This window comes from Aquamicrobium zhengzhouense (assembly GCF_016124105.1).
Taxonomy (GTDB): Bacteria; Pseudomonadota; Alphaproteobacteria; order Rhizobiales; family Rhizobiaceae; genus Aerobium; species Aerobium zhengzhouense.
Window position 1 is genome coordinate 1 of the sequence record NZ_JADGMQ010000004.1, and the last position, 17,010, is coordinate 17,010.

The 17,010-nt window shown below is 58.3% G+C and carries 19 protein-coding genes and 1 tRNA gene; 7 read left to right on the forward strand and 13 right to left on the reverse strand.

Going from position 1 to position 17,010, the window contains the following annotated elements; genetic code table 11:
* Positions 1 to 130: 130 nt before the first annotated feature.
* The 8 genes from IOD40_RS07760 to IOD40_RS07795 all read right to left on the reverse strand — a co-directional run bounded on the left by IOD40_RS07760 (position 131) and on the right by IOD40_RS07795 (position 5,959).
* Positions 131 to 547, reverse strand: coding sequence for a DUF6691 family protein (locus tag IOD40_RS07760; RefSeq protein WP_198475973.1), 417 nt, complete (start codon positions 545 to 547; stop codon positions 131 to 133).
* A gap of 4 nt (positions 548 to 551) precedes the next feature.
* A complete protein-coding gene (locus tag IOD40_RS07765) occupies positions 552 to 980 on the reverse strand; it encodes a YeeE/YedE family protein (RefSeq protein ID WP_198475974.1) in 429 nt (142 codons plus the stop codon).
* Positions 977 to 1,318 (reverse strand): ArsR/SmtB family transcription factor, encoded by a 342-nt coding sequence (locus tag IOD40_RS07770; protein WP_198475975.1) that lies wholly within the window; start codon positions 1,316 to 1,318, stop codon positions 977 to 979. Before IOD40_RS07770 ends, IOD40_RS07765 begins: the two co-directional genes overlap by 4 nt.
* On the reverse strand, positions 1,315 to 2,205 hold the full coding sequence (locus IOD40_RS07775) for an MBL fold metallo-hydrolase (protein ID WP_198475976.1): 891 nt from the start codon (positions 2,203 to 2,205) through the stop codon (positions 1,315 to 1,317). Before IOD40_RS07775 ends, IOD40_RS07770 begins: the two co-directional genes overlap by 4 nt.
* A gap of 365 nt (positions 2,206 to 2,570) precedes the next feature.
* Complete coding sequence (gene modC, locus IOD40_RS07780; RefSeq protein WP_198475977.1) at positions 2,571 to 3,665, reverse strand: molybdenum ABC transporter ATP-binding protein; 1,095 nt, start codon at positions 3,663 to 3,665, stop codon at positions 2,571 to 2,573.
* A complete protein-coding gene (gene modB, locus IOD40_RS07785) occupies positions 3,662 to 4,369 on the reverse strand; it encodes a molybdate ABC transporter permease subunit (protein WP_233713898.1) in 708 nt (235 codons plus the stop codon). Before modB ends, modC begins: the two co-directional genes overlap by 4 nt.
* Before the next feature lie 24 nt (positions 4,370 to 4,393).
* Positions 4,394 to 5,113, reverse strand: a complete 720-nt coding sequence (modA, locus tag IOD40_RS07790) for a molybdate ABC transporter substrate-binding protein (protein ID WP_233713907.1) — start codon at positions 5,111 to 5,113, stop codon at positions 4,394 to 4,396.
* A 54-nt stretch (positions 5,114 to 5,167) separates the two neighbouring features.
* Positions 5,168 to 5,959 carry a TOBE domain-containing protein gene (locus IOD40_RS07795; protein ID WP_198475979.1) on the reverse strand — a complete coding sequence of 264 codons (792 nt, stop codon included), beginning with the start codon at positions 5,957 to 5,959 and terminating at the stop codon, positions 5,168 to 5,170.
* Positions 5,960 to 6,180: 221 nt separating this feature from the next.
* On the opposite strand from IOD40_RS07795, the gene IOD40_RS07800 reads away from it, so the two are divergent.
* From IOD40_RS07800 to IOD40_RS07820, 5 genes are all read left to right on the forward strand, one after another.
* On the forward strand, positions 6,181 to 6,954 hold the full coding sequence (locus IOD40_RS07800; protein WP_198475980.1) for an amino acid ABC transporter substrate-binding protein: 774 nt from the start codon (positions 6,181 to 6,183) through the stop codon (positions 6,952 to 6,954).
* A 77-nt stretch (positions 6,955 to 7,031) separates the two neighbouring features.
* Complete coding sequence (locus tag IOD40_RS07805) at positions 7,032 to 7,712, forward strand: ABC transporter permease subunit (RefSeq protein WP_198475981.1); 681 nt, start codon at positions 7,032 to 7,034, stop codon at positions 7,710 to 7,712.
* The gene (locus IOD40_RS07810; RefSeq protein WP_198475982.1) at positions 7,709 to 8,473 is read left to right on the forward strand and encodes an amino acid ABC transporter ATP-binding protein; all 765 of its coding nucleotides are present in this window, start codon (positions 7,709 to 7,711) and stop codon (positions 8,471 to 8,473) included. The genes IOD40_RS07805 and IOD40_RS07810 overlap by 4 nt, the downstream gene beginning before the upstream one ends.
* A 558-nt stretch (positions 8,474 to 9,031) precedes the next feature.
* A complete protein-coding gene (locus IOD40_RS07815; RefSeq protein WP_407649118.1) occupies positions 9,032 to 9,589 on the forward strand; it encodes a copper chaperone PCu(A)C in 558 nt (185 codons plus the stop codon).
* A gap of 57 nt (positions 9,590 to 9,646) precedes the next feature.
* Positions 9,647 to 11,386 carry an alpha/beta hydrolase gene (locus IOD40_RS07820; protein ID WP_198475983.1) on the forward strand — a complete coding sequence of 580 codons (1,740 nt, stop codon included), beginning with the start codon at positions 9,647 to 9,649 and terminating at the stop codon, positions 11,384 to 11,386.
* A gap of 441 nt (positions 11,387 to 11,827) precedes the next feature.
* Here the strand turns inward: IOD40_RS07820 and IOD40_RS07825 are convergent.
* Positions 11,828 to 11,903 (reverse strand) — tRNA-Thr (locus tag IOD40_RS07825).
* A 139-nt stretch (positions 11,904 to 12,042) separates the two neighbouring features.
* Between IOD40_RS07825 and IOD40_RS07830 the strand changes: the two genes are divergently transcribed.
* Together IOD40_RS07830 and IOD40_RS07835 are read left to right on the forward strand one after the other, a co-directional pair.
* Entirely contained in the window at positions 12,043 to 12,816 is a 774-nt protein-coding gene (locus tag IOD40_RS07830; protein ID WP_198475984.1) for an NAD kinase, read from the forward strand.
* A 207-nt stretch (positions 12,817 to 13,023) separates the two neighbouring features.
* Entirely contained in the window at positions 13,024 to 14,556 is a 1,533-nt protein-coding gene (locus IOD40_RS07835) for a DEAD/DEAH box helicase (RefSeq protein ID WP_198476198.1), read from the forward strand.
* 20 nt (positions 14,557 to 14,576) lie between these two features.
* Here IOD40_RS07835 and IOD40_RS07840 read toward each other — a convergent pair whose 3' ends face one another.
* The 4 genes from IOD40_RS07840 to IOD40_RS07855 form a co-directional block, all read right to left on the reverse strand.
* Complete coding sequence (locus IOD40_RS07840) at positions 14,577 to 14,900, reverse strand: TfoX/Sxy family protein (RefSeq protein ID WP_198475985.1); 324 nt, start codon at positions 14,898 to 14,900, stop codon at positions 14,577 to 14,579.
* 4 nt (positions 14,901 to 14,904) lie between these two features.
* The gene (gene sufA, locus IOD40_RS07845) at positions 14,905 to 15,291 is read right to left on the reverse strand and encodes a Fe-S cluster assembly scaffold SufA (protein WP_198475986.1); all 387 of its coding nucleotides are present in this window, start codon (positions 15,289 to 15,291) and stop codon (positions 14,905 to 14,907) included.
* Between the two features lie 87 nt (positions 15,292 to 15,378).
* Positions 15,379 to 15,762 carry an SUF system Fe-S cluster assembly protein gene (locus tag IOD40_RS07850; protein ID WP_198475987.1) on the reverse strand — a complete coding sequence of 128 codons (384 nt, stop codon included), beginning with the start codon at positions 15,760 to 15,762 and terminating at the stop codon, positions 15,379 to 15,381.
* Positions 15,759 to 17,000 (reverse strand): cysteine desulfurase, encoded by a 1,242-nt coding sequence (locus IOD40_RS07855; protein ID WP_198475988.1) that lies wholly within the window; start codon positions 16,998 to 17,000, stop codon positions 15,759 to 15,761. Before IOD40_RS07855 ends, IOD40_RS07850 begins: the two co-directional genes overlap by 4 nt.
* Between the last annotated feature and the right edge of the window lie 10 nt (positions 17,001 to 17,010).

Genomic DNA, 17,010 nt, shown 5'->3' on the forward strand with positions numbered 1-17,010 from the left:
TGACGACGATCTTCAAAGGCGTCCTGCCATTCTGGTTCGCCATGGCCGTATCCCTGTTGCTGATCGTCATCTTCCCGCAGATCGCAACATTCATCCCACGTGCGATGTTCTAAGGGAGCGTGGGTGCGAGCTATGTCGGCTTTTCGCTCAGCATTCGTGCAGCGAACATGCCAAGGATCATGGCAGGAACGAAGGCGAGCGTGCCTGGGGCGCCTAAGCCCAACGCCGCGATAGCAGGACCAGGGCAAAAACCACCGAGCCCCCAGCCAACGCCAAAGATGGCTGGGCCAACGAGGATACGGATATCGATGTCTTGTCGGGTTGGGAGATGGAACGCTCCACCCGCAAGCGGCCGCTCACGGCGCAGTACAAGACGATAGCCGATGAAGGCGACGATCACCGCACCGCCCATGACGAAGGCAAGCGATGGATCCCAGGTTCCGAACAGATCGAGAAAGTTCAAGACCTTGGCCGGGTCCGCCATGCCGGAGACGACCAGGCCACCGCCAAACAGAAGACCCAACGCGAGATTGACGAGGAAAGACACCCGATCAGCCTCCCATCACGTGACGGACGATAAAGACGGTGACAAAGGCCGTCACCATGAAGGTCATGGTCGCAACAAGCGAGCGCGGCGACAGGCGGGACAAGCCGCACACGCCGTGACCTGAGGTACAACCATTGCCCCAGACCGCGCCAAAGCCGACGATGAGGCCTGCTACGATCATCAGCGGCACGTTGGATGAAATGGTTTGCGAGATCGGCGCACCCTTCAACCATGACATCAAAAGTGGTGCGGCAATGATGCCGGCGATAAAGCCGAACCGCGATGCAAACGCGCGGTCGCGATAGGGCGGCAGAAGGCGCGAGGCGATGCCTGAGATGCCAGCGATACGGCCTTCCCACAACATAAGAAGGACCGCCGCAAGGCCGATCATGACCCCGCCGATCAGCGACGCCCACGGGGTGAACTCCGTCATTTTACGTCTCCGGGATCAGACGACTGCGACGTGCAGAACATCCGGTACATCAATTCAATGAAGTCGCGCACCCGCCCATCCGCGAGGCGATAGAACATGCTTTTTGACTCCCTGCGGCCGACGATGAAGCCGGCGTCCCGCAATTCCGCGATCTGTTGCGACAGGCCAGGCTGGCGTATCCCGAGTGTATCTTCGAGATCGCGCACCGAGCGCTCTCCATCAATGAGAGCGCAGACGATCATCAGCCGCGATGGATGAGCGAACTTCTTGAGAAAATCTGCGGCCTCCCCAGCATTGGCGACCAGGTCAGCCATGCCGGGTTCAAGTTCGAGTTTCATCGATCATCCCATGTCACTCCCTCGAGCGCATCGAGGGGGAATTTGAGGTATCGCTTGCCGTTGGCCTCCGGCTCAGGAAGACGGCCACCATTCATGTTCACCTGCAGCGCATGCAGGATAAGCTTGGGCATGGCGAGCGTCTTGTCGCGCGCCTCGCGCACAGCGACAAACTCGGCTTCCGTCGCGCATTTCGACATATGCGTGTTAGTCGCGCGCTGCTCGGCAACCGTCGATTCCCATAGCGGCTCGCGGCCGCCGGGCTGATAATCGTGACCGGTAAACACACGGGTCTCATCCGGCAGCGACAGTATTTCCATGATGGACTTGTAGAGCCGCTTGGCACTGCCACCCGGAAAATCGCAACGCGCAGTGCCGGAATCCGGCATGAAGAGTGTGTCATGCACGAAGGCGGCATCTCCGATCACGTAGGTGATCGAAGCGAGCGTGTGACCGGGTGAAAAAAGGACACGCGCGGGAATATTGCCGACGCTGAACGTGTCGCCTGCAGCAAACAGACGATCCCATTGCGAGCCATCCACCTTGAAGTCGGGCCAGTTGTAGATGTCCATCCAGAGTTTCTGGACCTCGACCACCTTTTCACCAATCGCGGTCGGTGCACCCGTCTTCACCTTCAGGTAAGGCGCTGCGGAAAAGTGGTCGGCATGCGGATGTGTGTCGAGGATCCACTCCACTTCAAAACCTTGCGCTGCAACGTATGCCAGAAGTTCGTCAGCGCTCTTGGTGGCGGTTACCCCTGATTTCTCATCGAAATCCAGCACCGGATCGATAATGGCGCATTTCTTGGTCTCAGGATCGGCCACAACGTACTGGATTGAAAACGTGCGGGGTTCAAAAAAGCCTTTCACAAGGAGTTTGGCGATGCTCATGAAAATACTCCGGATAATCGGTTTTCAGTTGGCGAATTTGCGTTCAGCAGGCAAGGCAACGCTCTCGGGTCCACCGGTGAACCGGGCCCCTTAGGTCCAGACGGTTTGGGATGATCTCCAAGCGGCACACCAATTTAATTAGCGCCGGGGACGACGGGTACGGGATGCCCCCGTCCCACAACTTCGCTTCATGCTTCACCCCATGCGCCCAGTGAAACTGTTCTCGTAGAAGTATATTGATTGCGAAAAAACGCAATAGTAAAATCGCAATCAACTAGCTGCGCGTGGTAGCCTACCGAGCTTGTCGTCCCATGGCAGCGTTCTCGCCGCGCCTTCGCGATGCTGTCGCTGCTTCGAAAAGGCCGCTACCCTTTAGCTTCCCGCACAAGCGCGACGCTTTTGATTTGCGCGTGGACGCCCATGCCGACTTGCAGCTGCAATTGGTCCCACGAGCGTTTGGTGACTCTGGCGAGGATCCGGCTGCCGGCACCTTCTGACCCGAGCCCCAGAAGAGCAATGACTTCATAGCCGGAGTGAGAGGCACTGAGGATCTTCGCGGGCAGGACATTAAGAACCGTCGTCGCATGCGGGACTTCGCGTGCCAGACTTACGTCCCCGGCCCTTACGGTAAGGCGGTGACGTCCCGCAGCAGCGCCAGCTGGCAGCGGCACGGTGAGCGTTGCGCCATTCGTAGTGAGGGTTGCGAGACCGTAAGTGTGATCGTATCCGGTAACGGCCGCATCAAGTGTTACACCTGCATCCCTGCGCGCCGCCAGCGGCAGACTTGGATCGCCCTGAAGCGCGTGAAGGGGCCCAGAGGCCAGAACTTTCCCGGATTGCAACAGGACAAGATGATCCGCCAGGCGCTCAACTTCATCAAGATCGTGCGTGACCAGCAGGATCGGGATTTTCAAGCTTGCGTGCAGCGCCTCAAAGTAGGGAAGGATCTCATCCCTGCTCAAACGATCGAGCGCCGAGAGGGGCTCATCCATCAAAAGCAGACGCGGTTGTGACAGGAGCGCTCGCCCCAAGGCGACGCGCTGGCGTTCACCTCCTGAAAGGTTCTCCGGCGAGCGATCAAGAAGTCTCACTAGCCCCAGCAGTTCGACGACGTCGTCAAACTGGACCTTCCCCGAACCATTCCCAGCGCGCCTATGGCCGTAATTGAGATTTTGCCTGACGTTGAGATGCGCAAAGAGGCTGGCTTCCTGGAAGACATATCCAAGAGATCGCTTATGAGTGGGAACGAAGTGCCCTTCCCGCTGCCACGCTTCGTTCCCGACGGCAATCTGTCCCGGAATACGGCTCAGGCCGGCAACCGAACGCAGGATAGACGTCTTTCCGCACCCCGATCGCCCGAAAAGGGCTGAGATACCACGCATCGGTAGTGACATATCCACATTCAGGTGCAAGTCACCAATGTGACCATCCAGCGAAATCTCGATTGTCCCGGCCATCATAATGCTCGTCCTTTTGATTTCCGGGCGAGCAGGGAGACGAGCAGGATCACTACAAACGAGAAAACGAGCATTCCGACCGACAGAATATGCGCTTCTCGCCAACGCAGGGTCTCAACAAAGTCGTAGACTGCGATTGACAGCACCCGGGTCTCCCCGGGGATGTTTCCGCCGATCATCAAGATGACGCCAAATTCACCGATGGTGTGGGCGAAGGTCAGAACTGCGCCCGTAAGCAATCCCGGCAGAGCGAGCGGCAGCGCAATGGTAACGAACCGGTCCCAGGGCGAAGCTCGCAGCGTCGCCGCGACTTCGAGCGGACGCCGCCCCATGGCTTCGAACGAATTTCGTACGGGCTGCACCATGAACGGCAACGAAGAGATGACTGAGCCGAGGATCAGCCCTTCGAAGGTGAAGGCAAAGCTGCGAACACCTGCGAGATGGCCAAACCATCCGCCGAGTCCCTGCGGCCCTAACGCAACGAGAATATAGAAGCCCAGAACCGTTGGCGGCAGCACCAGCGGCAGTGCCACGATGGCACCGACCACCTCACGCCAGCGAGAAGTCGACCACGCCAGCCACCACGCAATGGGGATGCCGACGATCAACAGTGTGAACGTCGTGATACCCGCGAGTTGGATCGTCAGCCAAATCGGCGACCAGAGCTCGTCAGACAGCGCCCTTCCTCCAATGCTGAACAGCGCCAAAGCAAGGGCGGTAGCATCCCAACATCACAGGCCAGCCTCGTAGCCGAATTTACGAATGATCGCGGTCGCTTCTTCGCTTTTCAGAAATTCGAGGAATGCTATGGCAGCCTCGTTATCCTCGCCTCTCTTCAGGAGGACCGCGTCTTGCTTGATTGGCCCGTAATATTCCTGCGGAACGATCCAGCGTGAACCGCTTCCCATCTGGGAAACCTGGCCAAGCGCCACGAAGCCAAGTTCTGCATTGCCTGTCTCAACAAACTGAAATGCTTGGGCAATACTCTGTCCGTGAACAATTTTCGTCTCTAGCGAGTCAAACGCACCAAGCGCCTTCATCGCTTCGACGGCAGCCCTGCCGTATGGGGCTGTGGAGGGGTTAGCGATCGCAAGCTTCTGGAACGCGCCGGCTCTTAAGGTTTCCGCCCCAACTACCCCGCTGGCGTCGGCGGAATAAAGAACCAACTGACCAATGGCGTAGGTAAACACCGATCCATCGACGCCATAACCCTCAGACACCGCCAGCGCAGGGCGTTCATCGTCGGCGGCAAGAAATACGTCGAATGGAGCACCCTGCGATATCTGGGTGTATAACTGCCCTGTCGCACCGAAGGACAAGACCGCTTCGTGTCCCGTCGATCGTGCGAAGACTGCCTGAATTTCATTCGCAGCATCGGTAAAGTTCGCGGCAACCGCCACATTGGCCTGCGCAGCATTCGCTGGCCGAGCTGCCATCGCCGGCGCAACCATTGCCAGAATTACCGCGACAATCTTGAGGTGGTGCATGTCTGCTCTCCGTGAAAATCAGTCTGTTGCAACAAGGACGTGGGAGGCTTCGAACAGGGCGTAGACTTCCCTGCCCTCGGCAAGTTCGAGGTCTTTGGCGCTGTGCGCGCTGATACTGGCTGCAAGCGTCTTGCCCCCACCGATGTCGACGACAACCTCGGCATTCACGGATGAAGTCTCACAGCGCAGAATCTTGCCGGCGAGACAATTTCGGGCAGAAACAGACGGCCGCTTCCCCCCGGGCGCGATCATAACGAAGGGCGCCTTGATGAGGACAATGGCCTCGCGTCCAACCACCAGCCCAAGCTCGCGGACGCTCTCATTGGTAACGAGGGCATGGATCGTGGCCTCATCGCCGATCACCACCGCGACCTCCGAATTCAGCGTATCGGCAAGGATCGTACTTATCGTTCCCCGCAGCACATTACGTGCACTCGTTCTCATGAGATAACCCGTTACGAGCTGGAGTGGATGTATGCCAGAACCCGCCAGTTCCGGCTCAAGCTGAGCAAGGACGCGCGAAAGCTCTCCCTCCAGCCGATGATAGGAACCGACTACGCGCAGACCCGCCTCTGTAAGCCTTGCTCCTCCGCCGGAACGCCCACCTGCTCGCGTCTCGAGCATTGGTTTTCCGAAGAAATTCGCCATCGCGTCCAGCGCGTCCCATGCAGCCTTGTAGCTGATGCCAGCAGCCCTGGCCCCAGCCGAGATACTTCCACAGCGTGCCACGGCTTCCAGCAGCCGGATCCTCTCTCGACCAATGGTCGGCGCCTCGTCGGCACGAAAACTGATTGAAGCTTCAATGGCCAAGCCGCCTCTCCCACACCGCTATATAGTCAACTATATAACGATTCGCGTTTGACCGCAATTGGCAGCGCGCGGGGCGCATGTTGCGCGCATCCTGCGAAGGAAAGAAAAAACATTTCTATTCTTTCAGAGAGCGAGATCAGATGTTCTTGTTCTAAGACGCCGCCGACCTAGATTGTTTAGCAGAAAAATGTTCCGCCCTCGCTATTCTCACGGAGACATCAATGAACTGGCTGAAGACAATTGCCTTGGCAGGCACGATTCAGGCACTGGCAATCTTTCCGGGCCACGCCGGGGATAACTTCGATGCCATCAAGGCCGCAGGGGTGATCAAGATCGGCACTGAAGGGACCTACGCTCCATTCACCTATCATGATGAGAGCGGGAAACTTGTCGGTTTCGATGTCGAGATTGGCGAGGCAGTCGCTGAACGTATCGGCGTGAAGGCCGAATTCGTCCAAGGGAAGTGGGATGGACTGATCGCAGGGCTGGACGCGACGCGCTATGACGCAGTGATCAACCAGGTCGGCATCACCGAGGAGCGGAAGGCGAAGTTCGATTTCTCGGACCCGTATGTTGCGTCCCAGGCGGCGCTGATTGTGCGCGAGGACAACAGCGATATCACCGCCGTTGGAGATCTTTCCGGCCGGAAAGCTGCGCAATCCATGACCAGCAATTACGGTCGCATGGCTCAGGAGGCCGGCGCTCAAATCGTGGCGACCGACGGGTTCGATCAGTCTATCGCCTTGGTGGTCCAAGGGCGCGCTGACGCCACGCTCAACGACAGTCTGTCCTTCTATGACTTTAAGAAGAAGCAGCCAAACGCACCGGTGAAGATCGTCGCGACCGTTGGCGACGCTTCTCATTCCGGAATTCTGGTCCGCAAGGGAGACCCCGAGCTGGTCGCGGCGATCAACAAGGCGCTTGAGGAGATCAAGTCCGACGGAACCTACAAGGAGATTTCTGAAAAGTATTTCGGCGAAGACGTTTCCGAATAACGACCACCGTTTATCGCGGCCTACCTTGCAGTTCTGCGAACGGCCCCGTTAGATTAGCTGACAACGGAGATATGGTCGTGCCGCACTGGCTCCAACTCATGATTGACTCGCTCGGCCCGCTTCTGTGGGCCGCGCTTGCATTCACCATCCCGCTTACTCTTCTTTCCTTCATCTTTGGTCTGACGCTTGGACTGATCGTCGCATTGGTCCGATTGTTCGGCCCATGGCCGCTCGCGGCGATCGCCCGCTTTTACGTCTGGATCATCAGAGGAACGCCGCTTCTCGTGCAGCTTTTCCTGATCTTCTACGGCCTTCCGTCAGCCGGCATATTGCTCGACGCATTTCCTGCCGCCCTGATCGGCTTCACCCTTAATATCGGAGCTTACAGTTCAGAGATTGTTCGAGCTGCAATCACATCCGTCGCAAAGGGCCAGTGGGAGGCTTCATTTTCCATCGGCATGTCCTGGACGCAGACGATGCGCAGGACCATCCTGCCACAGGCGGCGCGGGTTGCCGTGCCTCCCCTCTCCAACACCTTCATCTCGCTGGTAAAAGATACGTCTCTCGCGGCTGCGATCACGGTGCCGGAACTGTTTCAGGCTGCACAACGGGTGGTCGCCGTCACCTATGAGCCACTGATCCTCTATATCGAAGCCGCGCTGATCTATCTGGCAATCAGTTCCGTCCTCTCGGCACTGCAGACCCGCCTCGAACATCGCCTCAATCGCTATGGCGGCTTCATGGAGGCACGGACATGATCGAGCTCAAGCAGATCGTGAAAAAGTTCGGTGAACACACTGTGCTCGATCATGTCGACGTAACGTTTGCCGAAGGAAGCGTTACCGCCCTCATCGGCCCTTCCGGTGGTGGGAAGTCGACCTTGCTGCGCTGCATCAACCTGCTGGAAATCCCAACATCGGGCTCGCTGCGGATCGGCGAAGAGTCGTTGGAGTTTCACCCCGGTGGCAAAGCGGGCTGGAAAGCGGTTCAGAAGCTGCGTCGCCAGACCGGCATGGTGTTTCAGAACTTTCAGCTCTTTCCGCACCGAAACGCGATGGACAACGTAGCGGAATCTCTGATCACCGTACTGAAGTGGCCAAAGGACAGGGCGCATCAGCGAGCCCGCGAACTTCTCGAAAAGGTTGGCCTGGGACATAAGGCCGATGCTTGGCCGTCTACCCTGTCCGGGGGGCAGCAGCAGCGCGTGGCAATCGCCCGCGCACTGGCGCCCTCGCCCAAGGTCCTCCTATGCGACGAGCCAACCTCAGCGCTCGATCCTGAACTTGCAAGCGAAGTCGTGGAGGTGCTGGCACAGCTTGCACGCGAGGGGACAACAATGGTCATAGCGACGCACGATCTTCGCCTCGCATCGACCATTGCGCAGGAGGCTGTATTTCTTGAGGTGGGAGTAATCGTGGAGAAGGGGCCGTCGCGCGAACTTTTTACCGCTCCACAACGCCAGCGCACACAAAGGTTTATCTCTACATTGCTGCAGAGCTCTGATGTTCAAGCGCCTTGAGCTCTGCACCCTGCGCCCCAAAAAGGTCCCCCAGCGTCATCATCGCACATTTCGCCACGCAGCGACGGATGCTACCTGCTTGGGCAGATCAGAACTCACTGACGGGTAGTTCCGTGTTTCAGACGGGCAGCAACGGAAAAAAGCACATCGCCATCGCACTGGCTGCGAGTTGGTTGCTTGTGCTTCAGTTGGCGCTCGGAGCATTCACGATTGCTTCGGCAAGCACCGCCCCCACCCTCGACATCTTCGGCAATCCCCTCTGCATCACCAGCAGCGATACCCGAGATGCAAGCGATCAGGGCATGCCCGGGTGCTGCTTTGGTCCCTGCTCAATATGCGCCCCGCTACAGGCTGGTCCAGCACCGGATGTCGTTCTGGACCATCCATTTACGCAGACCACAAGCGTTCTGAAGCCCGCCGCTCAGGTAGACTCGCACCTTGCGAGCACCTATCGCCCGGGCAATCCCCGTGCTCCTCCGTCGAGTTGATAAGTTCGTGGCGCAATGCGCCCTACTTCTAATCAACTTACAGCCTTGCTTGGCTTACGGAGCAATTTTTATGGCCATCACTCCTCGCGCCTCGGCGCAGACAACCACTTTTCCATTCAACCTCGCGCGCGGTGGCATGATCCGCCGCGGCGTAACCGCACTGGCGCTGATGCTCGCCGCGATGACGCTTCCCTCTGAAGCGCATGATTACAAGGCCGGTGACCTTCAGATCGATCACCCATGGTCCCGCGCAACCGTGCCGACCGCCAAGGTCGCTGCTGGCTACCTCTCCATAAAGAACGCGGGCGAGGAAGCCGACCGCCTGGTCTCGGTAGAGAGCGAGATTTCCGAACGGGCTGAAATTCACGAGATGGCGGTCAATGCGGAGGGCATCATGACGATGCGCCCGCTATCGCAAGGCGTAGAGATCCCGGCCGGGGGATCAGTCTCCCTTGAGCCCGGCTCTTACCACCTCATGTTCATGGAGCTTAACGCGCCGCCCAAGGAGGGCGAACGCTTCAGTGGCACGCTACACTTCGAGAAGGCCGGTTCGATCGACGTCGAGTTCGCGGTTGAGGCGATGGGCGCGAAGGCAAGCGAAGGTGACCATTCCGGCCACGGCCACTAGTAGCTGAGGGTTCCGGCTCGCTCTGGACAGTTTTCTTGAGCAAAGGCACAAAGACGTATGGAACGAGCCGGAACCAAACCCAACTTTTTTGCTCATCCAGTTTTCTCCTGGATACGTCGCCGGATCGAGGCTCTTTCGGGCGTCGGCCTGGCGCTGGGAACTCTGCTTTTTGCGGCTTCCCTCACCCCGAGCCTCATCCCCCGCACTGCTGTTACCCAAGGCATACTAGGCGGGACCTGCTTCGCTGCTGGCTACGGCATCGGCGTCTTCTCACGCTGGCTTTGGTTCTACCTTGAATTGCGCGCACCCAGGGCGCGGCTACGCCTGATCACCAATTATTTGATCGGGATTTTTTGCCTATCGGTATTGCTGCTGTTTTTGTGGCGTGCCGGTGATTGGCAAAACTCCATCCGGCTTGCGATGGATATGAAGCCGCTGGAGAGCAGTCACCAAGTACGCGTCAGCCTATACGCACTTGCAACCTTCGTCGTCCTTCTCGCAATCGGACGCCTCTTTTCCTACGCGGCGTCGAGATTTGCTGCATGGATGAACGTTTACGTTCCAAGACGCATCGCAAACGTGGTCGGGGTCACTGCCACCATCATCTTGTTCTGGCTGCTGGCAAATGATGTGTTGCTGCGCACCGCATTTCGCCTGGCGGACTCCTCGTTTCGCGAATTCGACGCGCTCATCGAACCGGAGCGCCCACAACCTAGCGACCCGATGAAGACGGGCAGCGAAGCATCTCTTGTCGCCTGGAAGCTTCTCGGCCGCACCGGGCGCGAGTTCATCGCCTCTGGCGCTAGCGCAGCCGACATATCGGCGATCTCTGACAAGGAAGCCCTGGAACCTATCCGGGTTTATGTCGGACTGGCAGCCGCCGAGACGGCGGAAGAGCGGGCAGCGCTCGCGCTGGAAGAGCTGTTGCGTGTCGGTGCCTTCGAACGGAAAGCGCTGGTTGTGGTCACTCCGACAGGGACAGGCTGGATTGATCCATCAGCCATGGACGCGGTCGAGTACCTCCATCACGGCGACATTGCGAGCGTGGCTCTCCAGTACTCTTACCTGTCGAGCCCGTTGTCGCTGCTGGTTCAGCCTGAATACGGCCGGGACGCTGCACGCGCCATCTTCACGGCGGTCTATGACTACTGGCGCACGCTCCCTGCCGACCAGCGACCAAAGCTGTATCTGCACGGCCTCAGCCTCGGCGCCATGAATTCCGAGCGCTCGCTCGAACTCTTCGAGATCATCGCTGATCCTATTCAAGGTGCGCTCTGGAGTGGGCCGCCCTTCGAGAGCCGCATGTGGAGGCAGCTCACCAACGGAAGAAACCCCGGCACGCCCGCCTGGCTTCCCGCTTTCCGTGACGGAAGTTTTGCCCGTTTCATGAATCAGGACGGCACCAACGTCGAGCCTGGGGCACCATGGGGTCCGACCCGGATCGTCTACCTCCAATATGCCAGCGATGCCGTTACCTTTTTTGACTACCACAACCTCTACCGTCAGCCAGCATGGATGGGGGAACCACGCGGCCCGGACGTGTCAAGAGAGCTAAGGTGGTACCCGCTGGTGACAATGCTTCAACTGGCAGTCGATATGGCCTTTGCTGCGGGAACGCCGATGGGGCACGGTCACGTCTACGCCCCGCAGCATTATGTCGACGCATGGCTGGAGGTTGCTGACATAAGTGACTGGTCGCTGCAAAAGCTTGACGAGCTAAAGGCTCACCTCATCCAGCGTGTAGGCGCCACGGAAGACGCCGAAGATGACGCTGCGCAGCCAAATCGCGGCGGCTAACTCACGTCTCTTTAAGGGGAAGTTCCCTCAGGCAATGAACAAAGCGTAAGTCGTAGCGAATGCCAACAGCCCCAAAATTGCGAGCACAATCATCTCGCCTGCGTAATCCGTGAACTTCATGTACCGTCCTCCCATGCGACAAATTGCTACGGTTTTTGCAATCTGGCAACGGAAATTGTGACGGTTGGCCGCAGCAAGTGCGACATTTAGCAGTCATGAGAGACGGCGCGCGCACCAGTGGTCTGCACGTGCGCTGAGCTCCGCTCGCCAAAACCAGCACGAACACGCACGGAACTTGCGACTCACATTTGCTGTCAGCATCAGCGATGCGCGGCGTTTTCTATGGCGTGACTAAGAAGACCGGCAGAGAAAGGACGCCCTTTAGGACACTCGTGCAGACCGTGCTAGCCGGTAGGTATAGAAGTAAGTCATTGATTTTTATGGTGCCCCCGGCAGGATTTGAACCCGCGACCCCCTGATTACAAATCAGGTGCTCTACCAACTGAGCTACAAGGGCACGGCGCACGGATTAGCATATTTGTAGCCGGTGTAAAGGGGAATGAACGTCCTCAGCTTCCCGCGCTATCTTCCCGAGGTCCGCCATGCTAACTCCTATGCTGCGTGGAGCATGGCCGCGCCTGCCGCACGGAATATCAATGACTACAGAACGCCCTGCCCTGACATTCATCTGCGCCGAGAATCGCGATGCTCGCGAAGCTGCTGCGCGACTTGCTACACTCTATGGTCAGACACCTCTTGATCAGGCAGATGTCGTTGTTGCGCTTGGCGGCGATGGCTTCATGCTGCAGGCGATTCAGGAAAACATGGATTCCGGGCGCTCCATCTACGGCATGAACCGCGGCACGATCGGCTTTCTGATGAATGAGTACCGCGAAGAAGACCTTCACGAACGCATCATCGCCGCTGAATCGGAGACGATCCGACCGCTGGTCATGACGGCGGAGACGGCGGAAGGTAATCTGCTTACGGGGCGTGCCATCAACGAGGTCTCGCTGTTTCGCCAGTCTGCGCAGGCAGCTAAGGTCCGCATCACCATCGATGGAAAAGTCCGGCTCGATGAATTGATCTGCGACGGAATCATGGTTGCGACACCTGCAGGCTCAACGGCCTACAACCTGTCGGCCCATGGCCCCATTCTGCCGCTCGATGCTCCCCTGCTTGCTCTCACGCCCGTAAGCCCCTTTCGGCCCAGACGATGGCGCGGCGCGTTGCTGCCCAACCGCTCGGTGGTACGTTTTGATATTCTTGAAGCCGATAAGCGCCCGGTAAATGCCGTTGCCGACCATTCCGAAGTCAGATCGGTCACCTCCGTTACCGTAAGGGAATCGCGCCGCTCGACTGTCACGCTTCTGTTTGATCAAAGCCATTCATGGGATGAACGCATTCTCGCCGAACAGTTCCGCTATTGAAAATACCTGTCTGCTTAATCATATATTGATCAAAGCAGCGTAAATTCGTGGTTTCGCGGCCCTTGCCGTTGACATCACCGACATCATTCCTTATCGCCAACAGCGACGATCGTGCGGATTTTTCCGTATCGGGGTGTGGGCGGCGTATCGCCGTCGGGCAAACCAGCAAAGACAAACATCACAGTGTCAGCAGACAATCAGACTGAAATCCTGCCTGAAACCGAGGTAGCATCAGAAGCGCCATCCGTAACTTTCGCGGATCTTGGCCTCTCGCAGAAGGTTCTGTCCGCCGTGACCGATGCCGGTTACGTCAATCCGACTCCGATCCAGGCTGGCGCCATTCCGCATGCCCTTCAGGGCAAAGACATTCTTGGCATTGCCCAGACAGGCACCGGCAAGACGGCGGCGTTTGTCCTGCCGATGATCACGCGGCTTGAGAAGGGCCGCGCCCGCGCTCGCATGCCACGCACGCTCATCCTTGAACCGACGCGCGAACTCGCGGCGCAGGTAGAGGAGAACTTCGTCAAATACGGCAAGAACCACCGTCTGACCGTGGCGCTTCTGATTGGCGGCGTGTCGTTCGACGAGCAGGAAAAGAAGTTGGAGCGCGGCGCTGACGTTTTGATCGCGACGCCCGGTCGCCTGCTGGACCATTTCGAACGCGGCAAGCTGCTGCTGACCGGCGTCGAAATCCTCGTCATCGACGAGGCAGATCGCATGCTCGACATGGGCTTCATCCCCGATATCGAACGCATCTGCAAACTGATCCCATTCACCCGTCAGACCCTGTTCTTCTCCGCGACAATGCCGCCGGAAATCACGAAGCTGACGGAGCAGTTCCTGCAGGCGCCTGTCCGCATCGAAGTGGCCAAAGCATCGTCGACCGGCGTCAACATCGAACAGAAGCTGGTCAAGTCCAGATCGAAGCCATGGGACAAGCGCGCGGTTTTACGCGATCTGATCCGGGCCGAGGATGCGGAGCTCAAGAACGCGATCATCTTCTGCAACCGCAAGTCGGATGTCTCAGAACTCTTCCGCTCGCTGGTCAAATACGAGTTCGATGCAGGTGCTCTGCACGGTGACATGGATCAGCGTGCCCGCATGGCCATGCTCTCGGCGTTCCGCGACGGGAAGCTCAAGCTGCTGGTAGCGTCAGATGTCGCCGCACGCGGCCTGGATATCCCTGATGTCAGCCACGTCTTCAATTTCGACGTACCGATCCATGCAGAGGACTATGTCCACCGCATTGGTCGTACCGGCCGCGCTGGCCGCTCAGGCAAGGCTTTCACGATCGTCACCAAAGCCGATGTGAAGGCGCTTGGCGCGATTGAGAAGATGATCGGCAACAATGTTGACTGGTTGGATGGCGACCTGTCCACGCTCGGTGACGAGCCGGAGCAGGAAGAGCGTCCACGCCGCGCACGTGGCGACAAGCGCGAACGTGGCCGGGCCACCGGCAAAGACAAGCGATCTGTGGCCAAGCAGGACAAGACAACAGAAAGCGCCGTCGCTGCTGTTGCCGAACACGATGTACAGCCAGAGGTAAAGCCGGTGTTGTCGCAGGAATCTCGCCGCGAGGCCATTCGTCATGATAATGCCGAGCGCAAGTCACGCAGCGACCATCATGGTGATCGCCGCGAACGCGGACGTCGGTACCATGACGATCTGGGCCCCGCCCCTGTCGGTTTCGGCGATGACATTCCTGCATTCATGCTGATCGGAATGCCGATTTCAGCCTGACCGTTTCGGCCGAGATATCTTCACTTTAATGAACGCAGCGAGGCCTCATAGGCCTTGCGGGCCCAGATGAGGAACTTATCCGGGTCATCCGCTGCTTCGCTTGGTACAGTCCAGTATGGCATTGAGGCTTTGGTCTTCCGAGCACTGCCCTCATAGACCCACTGCTGAGACCCGGCCGCCGCGAAATCTGCGGCGGACACATGGTCAGCTTTCAGCAGCAATTCGCCGCCAACTTCAAGCGCGACGATAGGACCGTCGAAATAGACGCCCTTCCCGCCAAACATTTTCCTGATTTTAATCGGCCCCAGACGCGCGAACAGATCTCTGATCGCGTCGTCGTCCAAGCGCTCAGACGCCTGCGGCGGCGCGTGCTTCGGCCAGCGCCTTCAAGTCAGCCGGCTTGAGCTCGACAGACTCGCCGCATCCACACGCCGAAGACTGGTTCGGGTTATGGAAGGTAAAGCCGGTGCGCAGTGTCGTCCGCTCAAAATCCATCTCGGTGCCGAGGAGGTAAAGCGTCGCTTCCGGAGCCACCCAGACCTGCGCGCCCGCATGCTCGATATGATCGTCCTTGGGATTGGGTTCTTCGACAAGATCGATTGTGTATTCCATTCCCGCGCACCCGCCTTTCTTTATGCCGATGCGGATGCCCTGCGCATTGTCGCGCGAGGTCACGATTTCCCGGACACGCTCAGCGGCTGCGTCCGTAATCGTCATGATCTGAAACCTGCCCATAGTCGTCTCCACTCAGTACCGGTTCAAGGCCGGTAGAATGATGCGTTCATCTCAAGATGGGGAAGATTTGCCGTCGGCGCAAGCGGATCAGTACCAGCCGACTGCGACCTGCGCTTCTTCCGACATGCGATCCGGCGTCCATGGCGGATCAAATACCATCCTTACGTCGACCCCGGACACGCCCTCGACAGCTCCAACCGCGTTCTCGACCCAGCCAGGCATTTCGCCCGCTACTGGGCAGCCAGGCGCGGTCAGCGTCATGTCAATCTTGACCGAGCGATCGTCTTCGATGTCGATCCGGTAGATCAAGCCGAGTTCGTAAATGTCAGACGGGATTTCCGGATCGTAAACGGTCTTCAGCGCAGCGACGATATCGTCAGTCAGCCGCGCCAGCTCGTCAGCAGGGATCGCCGAAGTCTGCGCTACAGCATCCGCCTGCGGATTTTTTTCCATATCGGTCATATCTGTCATCCGAAGAACCTCCGCGCCTTTTCCAGCGCTTCTGCGAGCACGTCAATCTCGGCCTTCGTATTGTACATGCCGAATGATGCTCGGCAGGTCGAAGTCACACCGAAGCGTTTGAGCAACGGTTGTGCGCAATGCGTGCCCGCGCGCACAGCCACGCCTGAGCGATCGATTACCATCGATACATCGTGGGCGTGGATACCGTCCAGTTCGAAAGAGACGATTGCCCCCTTCCCTGGCGCATTGCCAAAGATGCGCAGTGAGTTGATCGCACCTAGCCGCTCATGAGCATAAGACGTCAGAACGCCTTCGTGCGCGGCGATACGCTCGCGACCTACGCTGTCCATATAGTCCACAGCGGCGCCGAGTCCGATTGCCTGGACGATGGGCGGCGTTCCAGCCTCAAAGCGGTGCGGCGGGTGATTGTAGGTCACGTTGTCTTCTGTGACATTCTCAATCATCTCGCCGCCGCCCATAAACGGGCGCATCGCTTCAAGCCGCTCTTTGCGGCCATAGAGAACACCGATGCCAGACGGGCCATAAACTTTGTGACCCGTAAAGATGTACCAGTCACACCCCAGATCCTGCACATCCACCGGCATGTGAACCGCGGCTTGGCTACCATCTACCAGCACTGGGATATTTCGCGCATGTGCCAGACGGACGATCTCCTTGATCGGAGTCACAGTGCCCAGGGCGTTCGACATATGCGTGATGGCGACGAGCTTCGTACGCTCTGTCAGGCGCTTTTCGAATTCCTCAATATGGAACTCGCCATCCTCATCGACCGGCGCCCAGACGAGCTTCGCCCCTTGCCGCTCCCGGATGAAGTGCCATGGCACAATATTGGAGTGATGCTCCATGATCGAGAGAACTATCTCATCGCCCTCGCCGAGGTTGGGCATACCCCAGCCATATGCAACGGTATTGATCGCCTCAGTCGCCGACTTAGTGAAGATGATCTCTTCCGAGCTGCCGGCGTTCAAAAAGCGACGGACCGATTCTCTTGCCTTTTCATAAGCATCCGTCGCGGCATTCGACAGGAAGTGAAGGCCGCGATGGACGTTTGCATATTCATTCGAATAGGCATGCGTGATGGCATCGATTACCGCTCGGGGCTTTTGAGCCGACGCGCCGTTATCGAGATACACCAAAGGCTTACCGTAAACGGTGCGCGAAAGGATCGGGAAATCTCGGCGGATTGCCTCGACATCATAGGTCATGTTTTCGACTTTCAGATCCATCGCGCCACCG

Excerpts from the sequence above, each read along its gene's own strand:
- IOD40_RS07765 (WP_198475974.1), bottom strand. The coding sequence starts at position 980 with ATGACGGAGTTCACCCCGTGGGCGTCGCTGATCGGCGGGGTCATGATC.
- IOD40_RS07770 (WP_198475975.1), bottom strand. The coding sequence starts at position 1,318 with ATGAAACTCGAACTTGAACCCGGCATGGCTGACCTGGTCGCCAATGCT.
- IOD40_RS07775 (WP_198475976.1), bottom strand. The coding sequence starts at position 2,205 with ATGAGCATCGCCAAACTCCTTGTGAAAGGCTTTTTTGAACCCCGCACG.
- modC (WP_198475977.1), bottom strand. The coding sequence starts at position 3,665 with ATGATGGCCGGGACAATCGAGATTTCGCTGGATGGTCACATTGGTGAC.
- modA (WP_233713907.1), bottom strand. The coding sequence starts at position 5,113 with ATGGTTGCGCCGGCGATGGCAGCTCGGCCAGCGAATGCTGCGCAGGCC.
- IOD40_RS07800 (WP_198475980.1), top strand. The coding sequence starts at position 6,181 with ATGAACTGGCTGAAGACAATTGCCTTGGCAGGCACGATTCAGGCACTG.
- IOD40_RS07810 (WP_198475982.1), top strand. The coding sequence starts at position 7,709 with ATGATCGAGCTCAAGCAGATCGTGAAAAAGTTCGGTGAACACACTGTG.
- IOD40_RS07815 (WP_407649118.1), top strand. The coding sequence starts at position 9,032 with ATGGCCATCACTCCTCGCGCCTCGGCGCAGACAACCACTTTTCCATTC.
- IOD40_RS07820 (WP_198475983.1), top strand. The coding sequence starts at position 9,647 with ATGGAACGAGCCGGAACCAAACCCAACTTTTTTGCTCATCCAGTTTTC.
- IOD40_RS07830 (WP_198475984.1), top strand. The coding sequence starts at position 12,043 with ATGACTACAGAACGCCCTGCCCTGACATTCATCTGCGCCGAGAATCGC.
- sufA (WP_198475986.1), bottom strand. The coding sequence starts at position 15,291 with ATGGGCAGGTTTCAGATCATGACGATTACGGACGCAGCCGCTGAGCGT.
- IOD40_RS07850 (WP_198475987.1), bottom strand. The coding sequence starts at position 15,762 with ATGACAGATATGACCGATATGGAAAAAAATCCGCAGGCGGATGCTGTA.
- IOD40_RS07855 (WP_198475988.1), bottom strand. The coding sequence starts at position 17,000 with ATGGATCTGAAAGTCGAAAACATGACCTATGATGTCGAGGCAATCCGC.